At 69.4% G+C, this 14,415-nt stretch carries 16 protein-coding genes and 1 riboswitch; of the genes, 7 read left to right on the forward strand and 9 right to left on the reverse strand.

Translation table 11 applies throughout. The features are described 5' to 3' along the window. Positions 1 to 90 precede the first annotated feature (90 nt). The gene (locus tag RPX00_RS05780) at positions 91 to 249 is read left to right on the forward strand and encodes a hypothetical protein (protein WP_378400918.1); all 159 of its coding nucleotides are present in this window, start codon (positions 91 to 93) and stop codon (positions 247 to 249) included. 310 nt (positions 250 to 559) lie between these two features. On the opposite strand, the gene RPX00_RS05785 is transcribed toward RPX00_RS05780, so the two are convergent. Continuing rightward, positions 560 to 862 (reverse strand): YciI family protein, encoded by a 303-nt coding sequence (locus tag RPX00_RS05785; protein ID WP_406638158.1) that lies wholly within the window; start codon positions 860 to 862, stop codon positions 560 to 562. Between the two features lie 173 nt (positions 863 to 1,035). Here RPX00_RS05785 and trpS point away from each other — a divergent pair, with 173 nt between their 5' ends. Continuing rightward, complete coding sequence (gene trpS, locus RPX00_RS05790) at positions 1,036 to 2,001, forward strand: tryptophan--tRNA ligase (protein WP_406638160.1); 966 nt, start codon at positions 1,036 to 1,038, stop codon at positions 1,999 to 2,001. A gap of 21 nt (positions 2,002 to 2,022) precedes the next feature. Here the strand turns inward: trpS and RPX00_RS05795 are convergent, their stop codons facing one another. Genes RPX00_RS05795 through RPX00_RS05805 form a run of 3 tightly spaced genes read right to left on the reverse strand, consistent with a single transcriptional unit; the run spans position 2,023 to position 4,480 of the window. Next, positions 2,023 to 2,424, reverse strand: coding sequence for an NUDIX domain-containing protein (locus RPX00_RS05795; protein ID WP_406638162.1), 402 nt, complete (start codon positions 2,422 to 2,424; stop codon positions 2,023 to 2,025). Positions 2,425 to 2,447: 23 nt separating this feature from the next. Next, the gene (locus tag RPX00_RS05800) at positions 2,448 to 3,773 is read right to left on the reverse strand and encodes a sensor histidine kinase (RefSeq protein ID WP_406638164.1); all 1,326 of its coding nucleotides are present in this window, start codon (positions 3,771 to 3,773) and stop codon (positions 2,448 to 2,450) included. After that, positions 3,770 to 4,480, reverse strand: a complete 711-nt coding sequence (locus tag RPX00_RS05805; RefSeq protein ID WP_406638165.1) for a response regulator transcription factor — start codon at positions 4,478 to 4,480, stop codon at positions 3,770 to 3,772. The genes RPX00_RS05800 and RPX00_RS05805 overlap by 4 nt, the downstream gene beginning before the upstream one ends. Before the next feature lie 145 nt (positions 4,481 to 4,625). Between RPX00_RS05805 and RPX00_RS05810 the strand changes: the two genes are divergently transcribed. The 3 genes from RPX00_RS05810 to RPX00_RS05820 are packed head-to-tail and all read left to right on the forward strand — an operon-like array spanning position 4,626 to position 7,590. Continuing rightward, the gene (locus tag RPX00_RS05810) at positions 4,626 to 5,711 is read left to right on the forward strand and encodes a LolA family protein (RefSeq protein WP_406638167.1); all 1,086 of its coding nucleotides are present in this window, start codon (positions 4,626 to 4,628) and stop codon (positions 5,709 to 5,711) included. Continuing rightward, positions 5,708 to 6,715, forward strand: coding sequence for an ABC transporter ATP-binding protein (locus RPX00_RS05815; protein WP_406638169.1), 1,008 nt, complete (start codon positions 5,708 to 5,710; stop codon positions 6,713 to 6,715). The genes RPX00_RS05810 and RPX00_RS05815 overlap by 4 nt, the downstream gene beginning before the upstream one ends. Continuing rightward, a complete protein-coding gene (locus RPX00_RS05820; protein ID WP_406638170.1) occupies positions 6,712 to 7,590 on the forward strand; it encodes an ABC transporter permease in 879 nt (292 codons plus the stop codon). The genes RPX00_RS05815 and RPX00_RS05820 overlap by 4 nt, the downstream gene beginning before the upstream one ends. 9 nt (positions 7,591 to 7,599) lie before the next feature. Here the strand turns inward: RPX00_RS05820 and RPX00_RS05825 are convergent, their stop codons facing one another. The 3 genes from RPX00_RS05825 to RPX00_RS05835 are packed head-to-tail and all read right to left on the reverse strand — an operon-like array spanning position 7,600 to position 11,287. Next, complete coding sequence (locus RPX00_RS05825) at positions 7,600 to 8,607, reverse strand: ABC transporter ATP-binding protein (RefSeq protein ID WP_406638172.1); 1,008 nt, start codon at positions 8,605 to 8,607, stop codon at positions 7,600 to 7,602. After that, a complete protein-coding gene (locus RPX00_RS05830; protein WP_406638174.1) occupies positions 8,607 to 10,244 on the reverse strand; it encodes an ABC transporter permease in 1,638 nt (545 codons plus the stop codon). The genes RPX00_RS05825 and RPX00_RS05830 overlap by 1 nt, the downstream gene beginning before the upstream one ends. Beyond that, positions 10,220 to 11,287 (reverse strand): thiamine ABC transporter substrate binding subunit, encoded by a 1,068-nt coding sequence (locus RPX00_RS05835; protein ID WP_406642789.1) that lies wholly within the window; start codon positions 11,285 to 11,287, stop codon positions 10,220 to 10,222. Before RPX00_RS05835 ends, RPX00_RS05830 begins: the two co-directional genes overlap by 25 nt. Positions 11,288 to 11,318: 31 nt before the next feature. After that, a riboswitch (TPP riboswitch) is annotated at positions 11,319 to 11,430 on the reverse strand. Positions 11,431 to 11,454: 24 nt separating this feature from the next. On the opposite strand from RPX00_RS05835, the gene RPX00_RS05840 reads away from it, so the two are divergent. After that, entirely contained in the window at positions 11,455 to 11,745 is a 291-nt protein-coding gene (locus RPX00_RS05840; protein WP_406638175.1) for a 4a-hydroxytetrahydrobiopterin dehydratase, read from the forward strand. A 374-nt stretch (positions 11,746 to 12,119) separates the two neighbouring features. On the opposite strand, the gene RPX00_RS05845 is transcribed toward RPX00_RS05840, so the two are convergent. Then, on the reverse strand, positions 12,120 to 13,097 hold the full coding sequence (locus tag RPX00_RS05845; protein WP_406638177.1) for a GlxA family transcriptional regulator: 978 nt from the start codon (positions 13,095 to 13,097) through the stop codon (positions 12,120 to 12,122). A 99-nt stretch (positions 13,098 to 13,196) separates the two neighbouring features. Between RPX00_RS05845 and RPX00_RS05850 the strand changes: the two genes are divergently transcribed. Beyond that, positions 13,197 to 13,787 (forward strand): cysteine hydrolase family protein, encoded by a 591-nt coding sequence (locus RPX00_RS05850; protein WP_406638179.1) that lies wholly within the window; start codon positions 13,197 to 13,199, stop codon positions 13,785 to 13,787. Between the two features lie 43 nt (positions 13,788 to 13,830). Here the strand turns inward: RPX00_RS05850 and RPX00_RS05855 are convergent, their stop codons facing one another. After that, positions 13,831 to 14,403, reverse strand: coding sequence for a hypothetical protein (locus RPX00_RS05855; protein ID WP_406638181.1), 573 nt, complete (start codon positions 14,401 to 14,403; stop codon positions 13,831 to 13,833). Positions 14,404 to 14,415: the final 12 nt, after the last annotated feature.

A 14,415-nucleotide genomic window follows, 5' to 3' on the forward strand; every position in this document is an offset into this window, starting at 1 on the left:
TTGGGTTGGTGTGAGGAGCGCCACGCCCTATGATCGGTTAGGCTCACCTAATCTTGTGGCGTCTTTCCGTCCGGGTTTGAGGAGTGCGCAGTGGGTAAGAAGCACGCGGATGATCCTCGGGCTGTGGTGCGGAAGCTGATGAAGGCCGGGAAGGTCAAGAAGAAGTGCTGCCGGTCTAAGGATCGGTGCAAGAAGTGCCCGGTGTTGGCGTTGAAGAAGGCTAAGAAGCGGGTGGCTGAGGCTGCTTGAGGGCCTGCTCGTCGCCCTGGCGGGCGACATTGCGCCCGGTCTGGTTGGGGGCACCCCGAAGCCCGATTGTGATGACGGTCTGAGGGTGCTTGTCAAGGCGGGAAAGATGCCTTGACAAGCACCCTCAGACCGCATTTTGGCTTCGTATCGGGGTGCGGGGGTGGTGTGGGTGCACGGCTGGGTGGGTGCGTTGGCGGCGGTTCTTTGCGGGCTGTCCGTGAAGGACTCCTTGAGGGAATCTAAGTACGTGAAGGAGTCCTTCACGGGCCGTCGGGGTCGCCGAGGGTCGTGAGGGGTCCCCTCACGGACGTCAGTTGTTGTCCAGGAGTTCGTTCACCAGGGTGAGTTCCGGGGCGGTGCGGGTGGGCTGGAACTGGATGACTTCGTAGGTGGCCAGCTGGGCGATCGCGAAGGGGTCCGTGGCCAGGATCGCGTCCAGTTGGGCGCGGTCCATCGGGCGGGTGATGAGCACTCCGCCGGTGCGGGGTTTTTGGGCTCCGGATGCCAGGAAGTGGCCGTCTTCGTACTGCTTCGTGAGCCACTCTTGGTGGGCCGGGAGGGCGCGGTCGATTTCCTCTAGCGGAACGGTGTACGTGAGCACGACGACGAACATGGGTCGAACGGTAGTCCGGTGCTAGGGTGGTCGCATGCGTTTCCAGAGCACTCAGTGGTGGCCGCCCGTGGCGGCCCTCTAGCTCTGCGCTGAAAACCAGCGAAGGCCGCCCCGGTGGGCGGCTTTTTTGGGTCCGCTCCCGGGGTTTCGATCATCCAGGGAGAGGAAAACCCATGGTCCAGCTGTCCGGTATCACCCCGTCCGGTCACGTCCAGCTCGGCAATCATCTCGGCGCGTTGCGGCGCTGGGCTGCCGACGGCGGGCCGGACGATCTGTATTTCGTGTCTGACCTGCATGCGATGACTACCGCGCACAATCCGGCGAAGTTGCGGGCGTTGGCGACCGAACAGCTTGCCGTGCTGGTGGCTGTGGGGATCGCGCCGGAGCGGGTGTTCGTGCAGTCTGATCTTGCGCGCGAGCTGGGGGCGTTGACCTGGGTGCTGGAGTGCACGTGCTCGTACGGCGAGGCCGCGCGGATGATCCAGTTTAAGGAGAAATCCAAGGGACAGGCCGGGGTTCGGCTCAGTTTGCTCACGTATCCGGTGCTGATGGCGGCCGACATTCTGTTGCAAGGCGCGGACGAGGTGCCGGTCGGCGAGGATCAGCGGCAGCACGTCGAGCTGGCGCGCACGCTTGCCCGGAGGTTCAACTCCACTTACGGCGAGGTGTTCGTCGTGCCGGAGGCGACGCTGCCGCCGGCGGGGGCGCGGGTGAAGGATTTGGCTGAGCCGACGCGGAAGATGTCGAAGTCCGCGCAGGACTCCGCGGGCGTGGTGTTCGTGCTTGACGAGCCGGATCAGATTCGGCGCAAGATCCGGAAAGCGCGGACGGACGGGGATTCAGTACCCGCGTACGACCCGGAAAATCGGCCGGGGGTCTCGAATTTGCTGGAGATTCTGGCTGCTTGCGTGGGCGGCGAGCCTGCGGAGCTGGCCGAGAAGTACCCGTCCTATGGCGTGCTCAAGGACGCTGTCGCCGATGCGGTGATCGAGGAGCTGCGGCCGGTGCGGGAAGGCACGCGCGCGTTGCTGGACGACGTTGCTGAGCTGGAGCGGGTTCGCAAGGCGGGGGCGGAGCGGGCGATCGATCGCAGCTCGCACCGGGTGTCGGCGGCGTTGCGGATGGTCGGGGCGGCTTGAAGGGACTCGTGAGTGCTGGTCCTAACCGTGATCAGCACTCACGAGTTCATGCAGCGCGGGCAGCAGGTCCCGGTCCGCCGGGAGCCAGTCCAAATCGTCCAGTTCGTCGTCGCCGACCCAGCGCAGGGCGGAGTGCTCGACCGCGCGCGGTTCGTCTCCGGGCGACAGCAGCGCAGCGGAGTACACGCGCAGCACTTTTCCGCCCGGCAGCGGGATTTCCGGGCCGACCCGGTCGCCGACGGTGACGACTACGTCCAGTTCCTCGTGGCATTCCCTGGCCAGCGCGAAGGCCTCGGTCTCGCCTTCCTCGACGCGCCCGCCCGGCAGTTCCCACTGTCCCGCGTGGTGCGGCGGCCACGCCCGTTGCTGGGCAAGAAGCTTGCCGTCGCGCACCAGTGCCGCCCCGACGATGACCGCGTCCATGCGCTCAGTCTCCCCCACCGGATTCAGCGGTCCGCTCCCGCCCGCCAGGTGACCTCGAACCGGGCGCCGCCGTCGGGCGATTCGCCGACTCGTACCTGGCCTCCGCGCCGGCGCACGGTTTCGGCGACCATCGCCAGGCCGAGGCCCGTTCCGCCGGACGAGCGCGCCCGGTCGTCGGACACCCGGTAGAACCGGTCGAACACCTTGCTCCGGTGCTCGGGCGCGATGCCCGGGCCGTCGTCGTCCACCACAACCCGCACCTTCGACCGCGAAGCCAGCACGGACACCACGATCTGCCCGGACGCGTACCGGCACGCGTTGCGCAGCAGGTTGTCCAGCACCAGTTCCACCTCTTGGTGCGCCGCCGATGCCCACGCCTGCGCCACCGCGTTGCTCACCCGTGTGTCCGGTGCTCCGGGCGGCAACCGGCGCACCGCCGCGCGGACTTCCGACACGACCTCGACCGGTTCCGCGGGCGGCACCTCGCCGGCGTCGGAGCGGGCCAGTGCGAGCAAGCCGTCGAGCAGGCCGGACAGCCGTTCAGACTCCTCGAGGATGTCCGAGAGCGTCTCTTGCGACAGCTCGGGATCCGGATTCGTCACGGCCACCTCGGCCTGCACCCGGATCGACGCGACCGGCGAACGCAGCTCGTGCGCCGCGTCGCCGGTGAATCGGCGCAGCCGCTGGCTCACCTCTTCCTGGCGTTCGAGCAGTGCGTTGAATTCCTCGGCCAGCGCGCGCATTTCGTCGTGCGACGTCGGCAGCGGCAGCCGCGCGCCCGGCGGCAGCGTGCGCACCAGGCCGCGCATCCGCGCCACCGGACGCAACGCGAGGCGCACGACCAGCCAGGTCGCCAAGCCCGCCACCAGCGCACCGACCAGCGCGACCACGACCAGCCACAGCCCGCCGTAATGCACCGCGGCGGCGAAGCCGACCAGCCCGGCGCCGGCGACGACCAGCCGCTGGCTGCCGTTCGGCGTGCTGACCACCTGGCCGCGCCAGCGCGATCCGTCCGACTGCACCGGCAATCCGGCCTTGAGCTGCGAGATCTCCTGGTCGGTGAGCTTCGGCCGGGCCTGGCCGTCCGTCGGATCCCCGGAAATGTCCAGCACCCGCACCGTGACCGGATCCGCCGAGGCGAGCGGTTTCCCGGCGGAGACCGCGCCGGTCGCCGGGCCGAGGGCGGCGGTCAGTTCCTTGTCGACCGAATCAGTGAGCAGCGGATCGAGCTTGTTCGCGGCCAAGGCGGCGAGGCCGAGCAGGCAGCCGAGGGTGATCGCCGCGGCCAGCACGGTGATCCGGACCTGCAGCGAACGGCGGCTCCACCACAACGACGGCGAGCCGGTCACATGACCTCGTCGAGCTGGTCGTCCGAGGCGAGATAACCGTGTCCGCGCACCGTCCGCAGGATCGAGCCAGCGCCGACCGCGTCGAGCTTGCGCCGGACGTAACCCACATACACCTCAACGAGATTCCGCGTGACGGCCTGCTCCTCGCCCCACACCGCACGCAGCAGCTCGTCCTTCGTCACGACCGTGCCGGCCCGGCCGACAAGCACCTCCAGCAACCCGAACTCACGCGGGCTCAGCGGCACTTCCTGACCGTCCCAGCGCACCTGCCGCAACGCCCGGTCGACCTCCAGCGCACCGAGTTTCAGCGCGCCGCGCGAAGCGTCCGGCCCCGCCCGGCGCAGCACCGCGCGCAGCTGCGCGACCAGCACGACGAAGGAGAACGGCTTCACGAGGTAACCGTCCGCGCCGAGGTCGAGACCGTCGGCCTGGTCGATCTCGCCGTCCTTGGCGGACACCAGCAGCACCGGCGTCGTCACGTTCTCCGCGCGCAGCCGTTCCAGCACGCGATAGCCGGACAATCCGGGCAGCATGATGTCCAGCAGCACGACGTCGAACGAACCGGTGCGCGCGAGCTGCAGCCCGGTCGGCCCGTCCGCGGCGGTGACCACGTCCATGTCCTCCGCGCGCAGGCCGCGCTGCAGCGCCTTGCGCACACCAGGTTCGTCGTCGACCACCAGCACCCGAGGTTTCACGATCCTCATCATGGCCGGTCCGCGCAGCTGACGCGCGTACTCTCAGTGCCATCTCAGCTGAACGGGCCGAACATTCAGGGGTATCTCAGCCTCGGCGGGGGAACGTCTGCACCGGGAGCCGGGCCCGCCAAAGCCCGGGAACACAGGGAGAGACGAGATGGATCCGAAGAAGAAGGCCATCACCGCGGCCGTCGTCGGCACCGCGCTCGGCGTGGGCGGGCTGGTCGTCGTGGCGATGCCTGCCTCGGCGGGGGACGCGCCGAAGCTGCCGCAGGTCAGCGCGGAGGACCTGGTCCAGTCGGTGGTCACCGCGAAGCCGGCGCCGTTCGACGGCACGGTGACGGTGAGCAACGACCTCGGCCTGCCGAAGATGGCGACCGGCGCGGTACCGGGGGCGAGCGCGCTGGGCATCGACTCGGCGCAGGTGTTCAGCGACGGCACCGGCAAGACGAAGGTGTCGCTCACCAAGGGGCAGGCGCAGGAGACGATCATCCACAACGGAAACACCGTGTGGGACTACGACTCCAAGACCAACAGCGCGACCAAGACCACGATCCCGGCGGACGTCGCGACCAAGCACGGTCCGGTCGAGGGCAAGGCCGCCGACCCGTCCACCGCGGCCAAGGAACTGCTCGCCAAGGTGCGCGAGAGCAGCAACGTCGCGGTCGACGGCACGGCGACGGTCGCCGACCGGCCCGCGTACGAGCTGGTCCTCACGCCGAAGCCGACCGAACGCACGCTGCTGCGCGAGATCCGCGTCGCGGTCGACTCGCAGACCCGGATGCCGCTGCGGCTTTCGGTGCTGAGCAACGGAACCACCGCCCCGGCGCTGGAGCTGGCGTTCAGCAAGATCGAGTTCGTCGACCAGTCGGCCGACCTGTTCGCCTTCACCCCGCCCAAGGGCGCGAAGGTGACCGAGAAGCAGGCCAAGATCGACGACCGCAGCAAGGCGCTCGCGAACGAAGCGGCGCAGGCCACCAAGCTCCTCGGCGACGGCTGGGACACCGTCGTCACCGGCAAGGTGCCCGCGGACCTGATGAAGCAGAAGCAGGCGCAGGGCGAGGAAAAGGGCGCTGACGTGCAGAAGATGCTGAGCCGGTTCGCCAAGCGGGTCAACGGCCCGTGGGGCAGCGGCTACCTCTTCACCACGAAGGTGGGCGGCGCGGTCCTGACCGACGACGGCCGGTTCGCCGCCGGCGCGGTCCCGGAGCAGGTGCTGTACGAAGCGCTGGGCGCCAAGTGACCAGCATCGCGGTCGAAACCGGGGCGGGCATCTCGGACGAGGTGCCCGCCCCGGCGGTCCCGCTGGCCGCGCGCACCCGAGGGGTGCGCAAGGTCTACCGCGGCACGGTCGCGGTGGACCACGTGGACCTGGACGTGCCCGAGGGCGCCGTGCTCGGCATGCTCGGGCCGAACGGTTCGGGCAAGACGACCACGATCCGGATGCTGCTCGGGCTGATCCGCCCGACCGCGGGCGAGGTCGAACTGCTCGGCCGGAAGATGCCGGAGGAGTCCGCGCACGCGCTGCCGGACGTCGGCGCGCTGGTCGAGGGGCCGGGCTTCCACCCGTTCCTTTCCGGACGCGACAACCTGCTGCGGTTCGCCGCCGCCGAACCGCGGCTGGCGTCGTCCGCGATCCCCGGCGCGGTCGACGCCGCGCTGGACCGGGTCGGGCTCTCAGGCGCCGCGCGCCGCCGGTACAAGGGCTATTCGCTCGGCATGAAGCAGCGGCTCGGATTGGCGAGCGCGCTGCTGGTGCCGCGCCGGATGGTCGTGCTCGACGAACCCACCAACGGTCTGGATCCGGCGGGTACCAGGGAGATCCGCCGTATCATCGCCGATCTGCACTCCGACGGCGTGACCGTGGTGGTGTCCTCGCATCTGCTGGCCGAGGTCGAAGCGACCTGCACGCACGTGGCCGTCCTGCAGTCCGGCACGGTGGTCGCCCAGGGCGAGCTGTCGGACCTGCTGGAATCGGGGAACGCCGCGCTGCTGGTGCGCACGCCGGACGCCGAACGGGCGGTGGAAACGTTGCGGGAGAACCGGATCGGGGCCAGGTTGACCCCGGACGGCATCCGCGCCGACCTCACCGCCACGCCCGCGCCTCGCGTACTTCAGGTGCTCGTCCAGGCGGGCGTCGAGGTGCACGAGGCGACCCGGGCGCGGACCGGGCTGGAGGACCTGTTCGCGCGGCTGACCGAAGGGGAATCGGCGGCTGGCGACGAAGCTGAGGGGGATCAGTCATGACCGCTGCTGTCGCGGTGCCGGTGAGCCGGACCGGGCACGACACGGTGCCGCTGACCCGGTTGATCGCCGCGGAACTGCGCTGGATCTACCGCAGGCCGCGCACGCTCGCCGTGCTGGGCTTGCTGGCGCTGGTGCCGATCGTGGTCGGGATCGGCCTCACGCTGGTCGGCCAGAGCGCCTCCGGGAGCGACGCGCCGGACGACAGCGGCGGCGCGCTGCTGGCGTCGGCGGTGAACAACGCGTTCGTGCTGCCGATCGCCGCGATGGTCATGACGCTCACGCTGCTGCTGCCGCTCGCGTCGGCGATGGCGGGCGCGGACGCGATCGCCGGCGAGGCCGCGCACGGCACGCTGCGCGGCTGGCTCATCGCGCCGGTGAGCCGGGGACGGCTGCTGGCGGTCAAGGCGTTCGGCGTGGCGACGGTGTCCGTGGTCGCGGTGCTCGCGATGTGCGTGACCGGCGTGGTCACCGGGTTGATCATCAACGGCACGGATTCGCTGTTCACGCTGTCGGGCTCCACGTTGTCGCTCGGCGAGGCGCTGCTGCGGATCCTGCTCGTCGGCGGATGGATCGTGCTGCAGCTGTGGGCGATCGGCGCGGTCGCGCTGGCGGTGTCGAGCTGGACCGAGCACCCGATGCTCGTGGTCGCCTCGGTGCTGGCCATGAACATCGTGTTCACCATCCTCGGCTTCCTGACCTCGCTGAAGTGGCTGCACCCGTTCCTGCTCACGAAGGACTGGACGCTGGCCCCGGCCGCCGTCCTGCAGGATCCGATGATGCTGACGAGGTTCGGCGAGGGCGCGGTCCGCGCGGCCTGCTACATCGTGGTCGGGCTGTCGCTCGCCTACGGACGCCTCGTCACCCGGGACGGCTGACCTGGGGGTTCAGCCCACCACGGCGATCCCGTCCGGATCCGGCTGTAGCCGGACGGGATCGCCGGCCCGGAAGTCCGCCCCGGCGGGCGCGATCGCGTCCACAGTGGACTCTCCGCGGCGGACGACCAGCCGCAAATGCTCCCGCCGGTGCACCGCGGCGGTCACCTCGCCGGGCACACCTTCTTTGGCGACTTTCAAACCGTGCGGGCGCAGTCCGAGCCTTACCGGACCGTCGTCCACGCCCATGATTTCGACTGCGCCCAGCTCGGTCCGCACCACTCCGTCGGCCGCCTCGCCGTCCAGGAACGTCGTGACGCCGAGGAAACGCGCGACGTCCTCGTCCACCGGGTTGTTCCACACCGACCGGACCGCGCCCTCCTGCCGGATCTCCCCGGCGTCGAGCACCGCCACGCGATCGGCGAGCGTGAACGCTTCCTCCTGATCGTGCGTCACCAGCAGCGCGGTGATCTTGCTGCGCCGCAACAGCTCCGCCAGGTCGATCGCCAGCTGCTCGCGCAGTCCAGCGTCCAATCCGGACAGTGGTTCGTCCAGCAGCAGCAACCGCGGTTCCGGGGCCAGCGCGCGGGCCAGCGCGACCCGCTGCGCCTGCCCGCCGGACAGCTCGGTCACTCGCCGCCGTTCGTACCCTTCGAGCCCGACCAGCTTCAGCAGTTCCTTGACGCGCGCTGCGTGCCGTTCGCGGGGCACGCCGTGCATCCGCAGGCCGAAGGCGATGTTCGCGGCGACGTCGCGGTGCGGAAACAGCTGTCCGTCCTGGAACACCAGGCCGAATTCGCGCTTGTGCACCGGTACGTCGGCGAGATCGGTGCCGTCCCAGGCCACCGAACCGGACGACATCGGCTCCAGTCCGGTGATCGCGCGCAGCAGCGTCGACTTGCCCGAACCGGAGGGGCCCAGCAGCGCGAGCACCTCCCCGTCGGCGATGTCCAGCCGCGCGTCGCGGACCGCGGCGAACGATCCATAGTGGACAGTCAGATCCCGTACCGTAAGCGCCATCAGAACTCCCCGACCGTGCTGCGGCCGCGGACCGAGCCGAACCGGTCGATCAGCGCCACCGCCACCACAGTCACCACCATGAGCAGGGCGCACGCGGCGTACGCCATCTGGTTGTTCAGCTCCCCCGGCCGGCTGATCAGCGTCGCGACCGCCACCGGCAGCGTCGGCGCGTCCGGCCGGGCGAGGAAGCTGGTCGCGCCGAACTCGCCGAGCGCGACGACGTATCCGAAGCCCGCCGCGGCCACCACCGACCGCGCGACCAGCGGAAAGTCGATCTCCCGCCACACCCGCGCCGGGCTCGCGCCGAGCGTCGCGGCGGCCTGGCGCAACCGGACGTCGACCGCGCGCAGCACCGGCAGGATCATCCGGACCACCAGCGGCATGATCACCAACGCTTGCGCGAACGGGACGAGCAGCGGCGACGTGCGCAGGTCGCCGGGCAGCGCGTCGAGCGTCACGAGATAGCCGAAACCGACGGTCACCGCGGACACGCCCAGCGGCAGCATCAACGCGACGTCCATGGTCTCGCCCATCCCGCGGGCGAGGCGACCTGGTGAACGGCGGAGCGCCACCAGCACGACGCTGGCCACCAAGCCGACCGCCATCGCCAGCAGCGTCGCGTCCGTGGCCGCGGCGAGCGAGTTCTGCGCCGCGATCCAGCCGGACACCTGCAGTGCGTCGTTCTGGCCCACGGTGTTCAGCGCGCGATACCCGGCGAGGCTCCATCCGTCCGAAGTGGACACAGACTCCAGGAGCAGCGACACGATCGGCGTCAGCAGCAGACCGAGCACCACCACCGCGGCACCGACCGTCCACCACTCCCCGCCTCGCGGCCGACGCGCGGTGACCTGCGCGGACCGCAGCTTGACGGCGTTCTCCCGCTTCCGGCGCGCCAAGGCGCCGAGCACCAGCGCGGCCACCACCGCCGCGAACTGGATCAGCGACAGCGCGGCCGCGCCGGAGAGGTCCAGCAGGTCGACGGTGCGGAGGTAGATCTCGGTCTCCAGCGTCCGGTAGCTCCCGCCGCCGAGGATCAGCACCACTCCAAAACTGGTGGCGCAGAAGAGAAACACCACAGCGGCCGCGGACGCGACGGCCGGGCCGAGCGCAGGCAGCGTGACCGACCGAAACGCCCGCCACGGCGAGGCCCCGAGAGCCCGCGCCGCTTCGGTCGCTCGCGGATCGAGGTGCGCCCACAGCCCGGCGACGGTGCGCGCGACCACTGCGACGTTGAAGAACGCGTTGGCCAGCACGAGCGGCAGCACGCCACCGTCCGGCCAGATCGCCCTAAAAGCCAGGCCGACGACGACCGTCGGCAGCACGAACGGCACCAGCACGATCGTGCGCGCCAGTCCGACCCCGGGCAGCCGGACCCGCGCGAGCAGATACGCCACCGGCAGCCCGGCGAGCACCGCGACGACGGTCGACGCGGCCGCGCTGGCCAGCGTGAACCCGGCGAGCCGCCACGTCTGCGGGTCGCCGAGCACGGTGTCGACGCCGCCCGCGGAAAACCCCCGGCCCACGATCGCGACGACCGGCCAGGCGAAGAACACCACCAGGAACGCGACCGGCAGGAGGCCGAGCAGCGTGAGCCCGATGGTGCGCGCGGGGATCACGCGCCCATGAGCGAGCGCCATTCCCCGATCCACTTCTCCCGGCCTGCCTGCACCTTGTCCGCGGGCATGGTGGCCGGCGTCTGCGGCTGCGGCGCCGCGGTGGCCCAGCCAGCGGGCAGTTCAACGCCCTGGCGCGCCGGGTAGACGTACATGTTCGCCGCGACCGTCGTCTGGAACTGCTGCGACAACAGGAAGTCGACGACCTTCTGCGCCTGCGGGGTCTGCTTGCCGTTGGTGAGCACACCCGCGTACTCGACCTGGCGGAAGCAGGTGTCGAGCAGCGCCTTGGTGCGCGGCTTGCCGTCCTCGCCGACCTCCGCGGCCGGCGACGAGGCGTAAGACACGACGATCGGCCGCGGGCCCTTGCCCGCCGCACCGGAGAAGTCCTTGGAGTAGGCCTCCTCCCAGCCGCTGACGGTCTTGAGGCCGTTGTCCTTCAGCTTCTTCCAGTAGCCCTGCCAGCCGCTCTCGCCGTACTTCACGACCGTGCCGAGCAGGAAGGCCAGCCCCGGCGACGCCGTGGCCGGGCTCTCCGCGACGGTCAGGTCCTTGTACTTGGGGTCGGCGAGGTCGTCGTAGGTCTTCGGCTCGGGCAGGCCCTTGCTCGCGAAGTACGCGGGGTCGATGTTCACGCAGACGTCGCCGACGTCGACCGCCGCCAGCCGGTGCTGCGGGTCGACCGAGTAACGCTGCGGACCGCGGTCGGCCTCCGGGCTTGTGTACGGCTGGAAGACTCCCTCACTGAGCGCGCGCGAGGCGAAGGTGTTGTCGACGCCGTACGCGACGTCGCCGATCGGGTTGCCCTTGGTGAGCACGAGCTTGTTGGTGAGCGCGCCCGCGTCGCCGGACTTGAGGATCTTGAGCTTGATCCCGGACTGGCGCTGGAAGGCGTCGAGCACGTCCTGCGGCGCGGCGAACGAATCGTGCGTGACCAGCGTGACAGTCGGTGTCTGCTGGTCCGGGCTCGCGGACGACCCGCTGGAGTCGCTGCTGGACAGCGAGCAGGCGCTGGCGAGCACCGAGACCCCGGCAAGGACTGCCACCGTGCGGACGGTCCGCGACATCATTCTTCCCCTCCTGCACTGCGCCGGATGAGGGAGAGCGATACGGCCTCCCTACGCCGGCATGATCCGGATCCAGGTGCGAACGGTCGCGGGTTGACGGCCCGCCTCTCAGCCCGGCGTACCGGACTCCCGTGGCAATGCCGCAGCGTAGCCGACACCATGGAGTGATGACTCAGCTATTGAACGACTCGGCAGTGGACCAGGCCCTCGGCACCGTCCCGGAGTGGCGGCGCGAGGACGACACCATCGTGCGCACGACCGAACTCCCGTCCTTCCCGGCGGCGATCGAGGTGGTCGACCGGGTGGCCGAGCTGGCGGAGGAAGCCGACCACCATCCCGACATCGACATCCGCTGGCGCACCCTGACCTTCCGCCTGAGCACCCACTACCTAGGCGGCCTGACCGAGCGCGACTTCGCATTGGCCAAGCAGATCGACGAGGTCCTCGCGGCCCGCTGACCAGGTGTGATGTCGGCAACCCTGGCAACATGAACGGCCCCTTCGCGCGTCTTCCGGACAGACGCTTCGGAAGGAGGCCAGGATGGTGCAGGCACTCGTGGTGGGGATGGGTTCGTTCGGCCTGATGGTGGCCGCCGCGGGCGGGGTGCTGTGGCACACCGCGCGCAACCGACGTGATCTCGATCACAAGCGGTAACAGTGAGCTAGATCAAGGCGCTATCCCAGCGGTAATCATCGGCACTCGCCCCGCTAGGACCAGCCATGAACAGCACGTCCGCCCAGCTCACGGCCGCACAGCGCACCTGGGTCTCGGTGTTCGCGACCGCGTTCGTCCTCTTGTCGATGATCGTGCTCGGCCTGCTCGGCTGAGCCCGTCACCGGATCCGGAACCGCTCCCGATACTCGGCGGGCGTGGTGTTCAGCGTCCGCCGGAAAGCTCGGTTCAGCGTGGAAACGGTCCCGAACCCGCAAGCGCCGGCGATCCGCGACAACGTTTCGTCAGTCGTCTCCAACCGATGCCGCGCCGCCTCGACCCTCGCATGCTCGACGTAGGCGGCGGGCGTCATCCCCAGCTCAGCCTTGAACACCCGGGTGATCTGCCGATCCGTCACATGGGCGTGCGCGGCGAGGTCCGCGACCGTCAACGGCTCCGCCAGATGCGCGGCGATGTACTGCCGTAGCTCATCCACCCTCCGAGTCGCGGACGCGGGCTCCAACGACACGCTGAACTGGCTCTGCCCGCCCGGCCGCCGCAGGAACATGACGAGCTGGCGAGCCACCCGCGAGGCCAGCTCCGGGCCGTAATCGTCGGCCACCAGCGCCAACGCGAGGTCGAGGCAGGCGCTCAGCCCAGCTCCCGTCCACACCGAACCGTCGCGGATGAAGATCGGATCCGCGTCGACGGTCACTCCTGGATGCTCCGCCGCCAACTGCCGAGCGGTCGACCAGTGCGTAGTGGCGCGTTTGCCGTCAAGCAGCCCTGCCGCGGCGAGAACGTGCGCACCAACGCACACCGACGCCACCCGCCGCGTCAGCCCAGCCAGGCGGCGAACCTGCTCGACCACCGCAGGATCACACCGGGCGACAATCTCCCCGTTCTCCGCGGTTTCGACCGCACCCGGCACGACCAGGGTGTCGATCGCCTTCCCGGCCAGCTCCGCGAAGGTCACGTCCGGCAGCACCCGCACTCCCGCGGACGTGGTCACCGGGTCCAGCGTCTCGGCCGCGAGCACCACCTCATAGCCCGTCGGCCGGTCCATTTCCCGCTGCAGCAAGGAAAACACCTCCGCGGGCCCGGTCACGTCCAGCAGATCGATCCGATCGAACAGGACGACGACCATCAGCCTCTTCATTCGCGCTCCCATGTCGGTTTCTGCGCTTTGCATGTCATTGCCGACATCCACCGCCGAGCCTAGCGTCGATCATGCGAACCGAACGAGAGGAAACCGACCATGCCACGGACGACGCTGCGGGAACTGAACGGCCTAGACCAGACCCCGGCAACCCTGGCCGACTCGACACTGATCCTGGTCGACTACCAGAACACCTACACCCGCGGCGTGATGGAACTAGAGGGCTGGCAGCCAGCTCTGACTGCGGCGAAAGCCCTGCTCACCAAGGCCCGCGCCGCCGGGTCGACGGTGATCCACGTCATCAACGACGGCGGCGAGGGTACGCCGTACGACATCCGCGCCGAGATCGGCAGCATCCACCCAGACGTCGCACCAATCGAGGGCGAGCCCGTCGTGGTCAAGGGCGCACCGAATTCCTTTGTGGACACGGATCTTGGCGCCCGGGTGGACGCGGCTGGGCATCAGAACGTGGTTATCGCCGGGTTCATGACCAATATGTGCGTCACGTTCACCACCGAAGGCGCGTTCTTACGCGGCAACCACCCGACTGTCGTCGCCGATGCCTGCGCGACCCGTCCGTTGCCGACGCTCGCTGGGGAAGTCAGCGCTGGCCAGTTGCATGACAGTGCGTTGGCGACTATCGGTGATCTGTATGGAGTGGTTGTGTCCAGTGTCGATGAGCTGAACTGAGCCCTGGCCTCGGCGGGATGACCTTTCCGCCGAGGCAAGTTCGTCAGAAGTCGATGAACCCGGCGACGACCTCGCGCACGATGCCGTCCGGCCCCGGGGTGCCGTAGAAGTAGACCGACCCGTATCCCCAGAGGTACTCGTCGATCACGTCCGCAAGCTCACCCTCGACCGGCCAGCCCTCTTCGTTGACCTGAAACAGAAACTGATGCCCGTCGGCCCGCACCGCGTCGGAGTAGCTCGGTTCGTCCTGAATCAGCTCGGGTTCATCGGCGATCCGGACAAGCGCGACCTCGTCTTCCGTGCCGGGCATCTGGACGAGCGCCGCCGAACGAAGTCCAGGCCAGCCCAGCGTGGTGCACTCACCACGCGGCGACGGTGGATGCACCAGCGCGCGCATGGCCATGTCCGGATATTCGAGATCGCTGTCGCCGATGTCGAATCCCGCGCGCAACAGCACCGAGACCTCGCAGCCGGGAGTCCACGAAGCCGCGGGGACGGTGAGCAGGTAGCGGTGGGTCGAGAGGAGCGAGTGCGTCTCAATGACCACCGGCGGCGCGCCACCGAGGCGTCCTCCGTCCGGAGAATCCGGCAGGGACGGCGTGAAGAGCACGGGCATGCCGGGATCCTA

Source organism: Amycolatopsis sp. WGS_07 (genome assembly GCF_045278895.1).
Lineage (GTDB): Bacteria > Actinomycetota > Actinomycetes > Mycobacteriales > Pseudonocardiaceae > Amycolatopsis.

What these genes read in the sequence shown, in the direction of transcription:
- RPX00_RS05785 (WP_406638158.1), bottom strand. Translation starts at nt 862, where the DNA reads ATGTTCGTCGTCGTGCTCACGTACACCGTTCCGCTAGAGGAAATCGAC.
- trpS (WP_406638160.1), top strand. Translation starts at nt 1,036, where the DNA reads ATGGTCCAGCTGTCCGGTATCACCCCGTCCGGTCACGTCCAGCTCGGC.
- RPX00_RS05795 (WP_406638162.1), bottom strand. Translation starts at nt 2,424, where the DNA reads ATGGACGCGGTCATCGTCGGGGCGGCACTGGTGCGCGACGGCAAGCTT.
- RPX00_RS05805 (WP_406638165.1), bottom strand. Translation starts at nt 4,480, where the DNA reads ATGATGAGGATCGTGAAACCTCGGGTGCTGGTGGTCGACGACGAACCT.
- RPX00_RS05810 (WP_406638167.1), top strand. Translation starts at nt 4,626, where the DNA reads ATGGATCCGAAGAAGAAGGCCATCACCGCGGCCGTCGTCGGCACCGCG.
- RPX00_RS05820 (WP_406638170.1), top strand. Translation starts at nt 6,712, where the DNA reads ATGACCGCTGCTGTCGCGGTGCCGGTGAGCCGGACCGGGCACGACACG.
- RPX00_RS05825 (WP_406638172.1), bottom strand. Translation starts at nt 8,607, where the DNA reads ATGGCGCTTACGGTACGGGATCTGACTGTCCACTATGGATCGTTCGCC.
- RPX00_RS05830 (WP_406638174.1), bottom strand. Translation starts at nt 10,244, where the DNA reads ATGGCGCTCGCTCATGGGCGCGTGATCCCCGCGCGCACCATCGGGCTC.
- RPX00_RS05835 (WP_406642789.1), bottom strand. Translation starts at nt 11,287, where the DNA reads ATGTCGCGGACCGTCCGCACGGTGGCAGTCCTTGCCGGGGTCTCGGTG.
- RPX00_RS05840 (WP_406638175.1), top strand. Translation starts at nt 11,455, where the DNA reads ATGACTCAGCTATTGAACGACTCGGCAGTGGACCAGGCCCTCGGCACC.
- RPX00_RS05845 (WP_406638177.1), bottom strand. Translation starts at nt 13,097, where the DNA reads ATGAAGAGGCTGATGGTCGTCGTCCTGTTCGATCGGATCGATCTGCTG.
- RPX00_RS05850 (WP_406638179.1), top strand. Translation starts at nt 13,197, where the DNA reads ATGCCACGGACGACGCTGCGGGAACTGAACGGCCTAGACCAGACCCCG.
- RPX00_RS05855 (WP_406638181.1), bottom strand. Translation starts at nt 14,403, where the DNA reads ATGCCCGTGCTCTTCACGCCGTCCCTGCCGGATTCTCCGGACGGAGGA.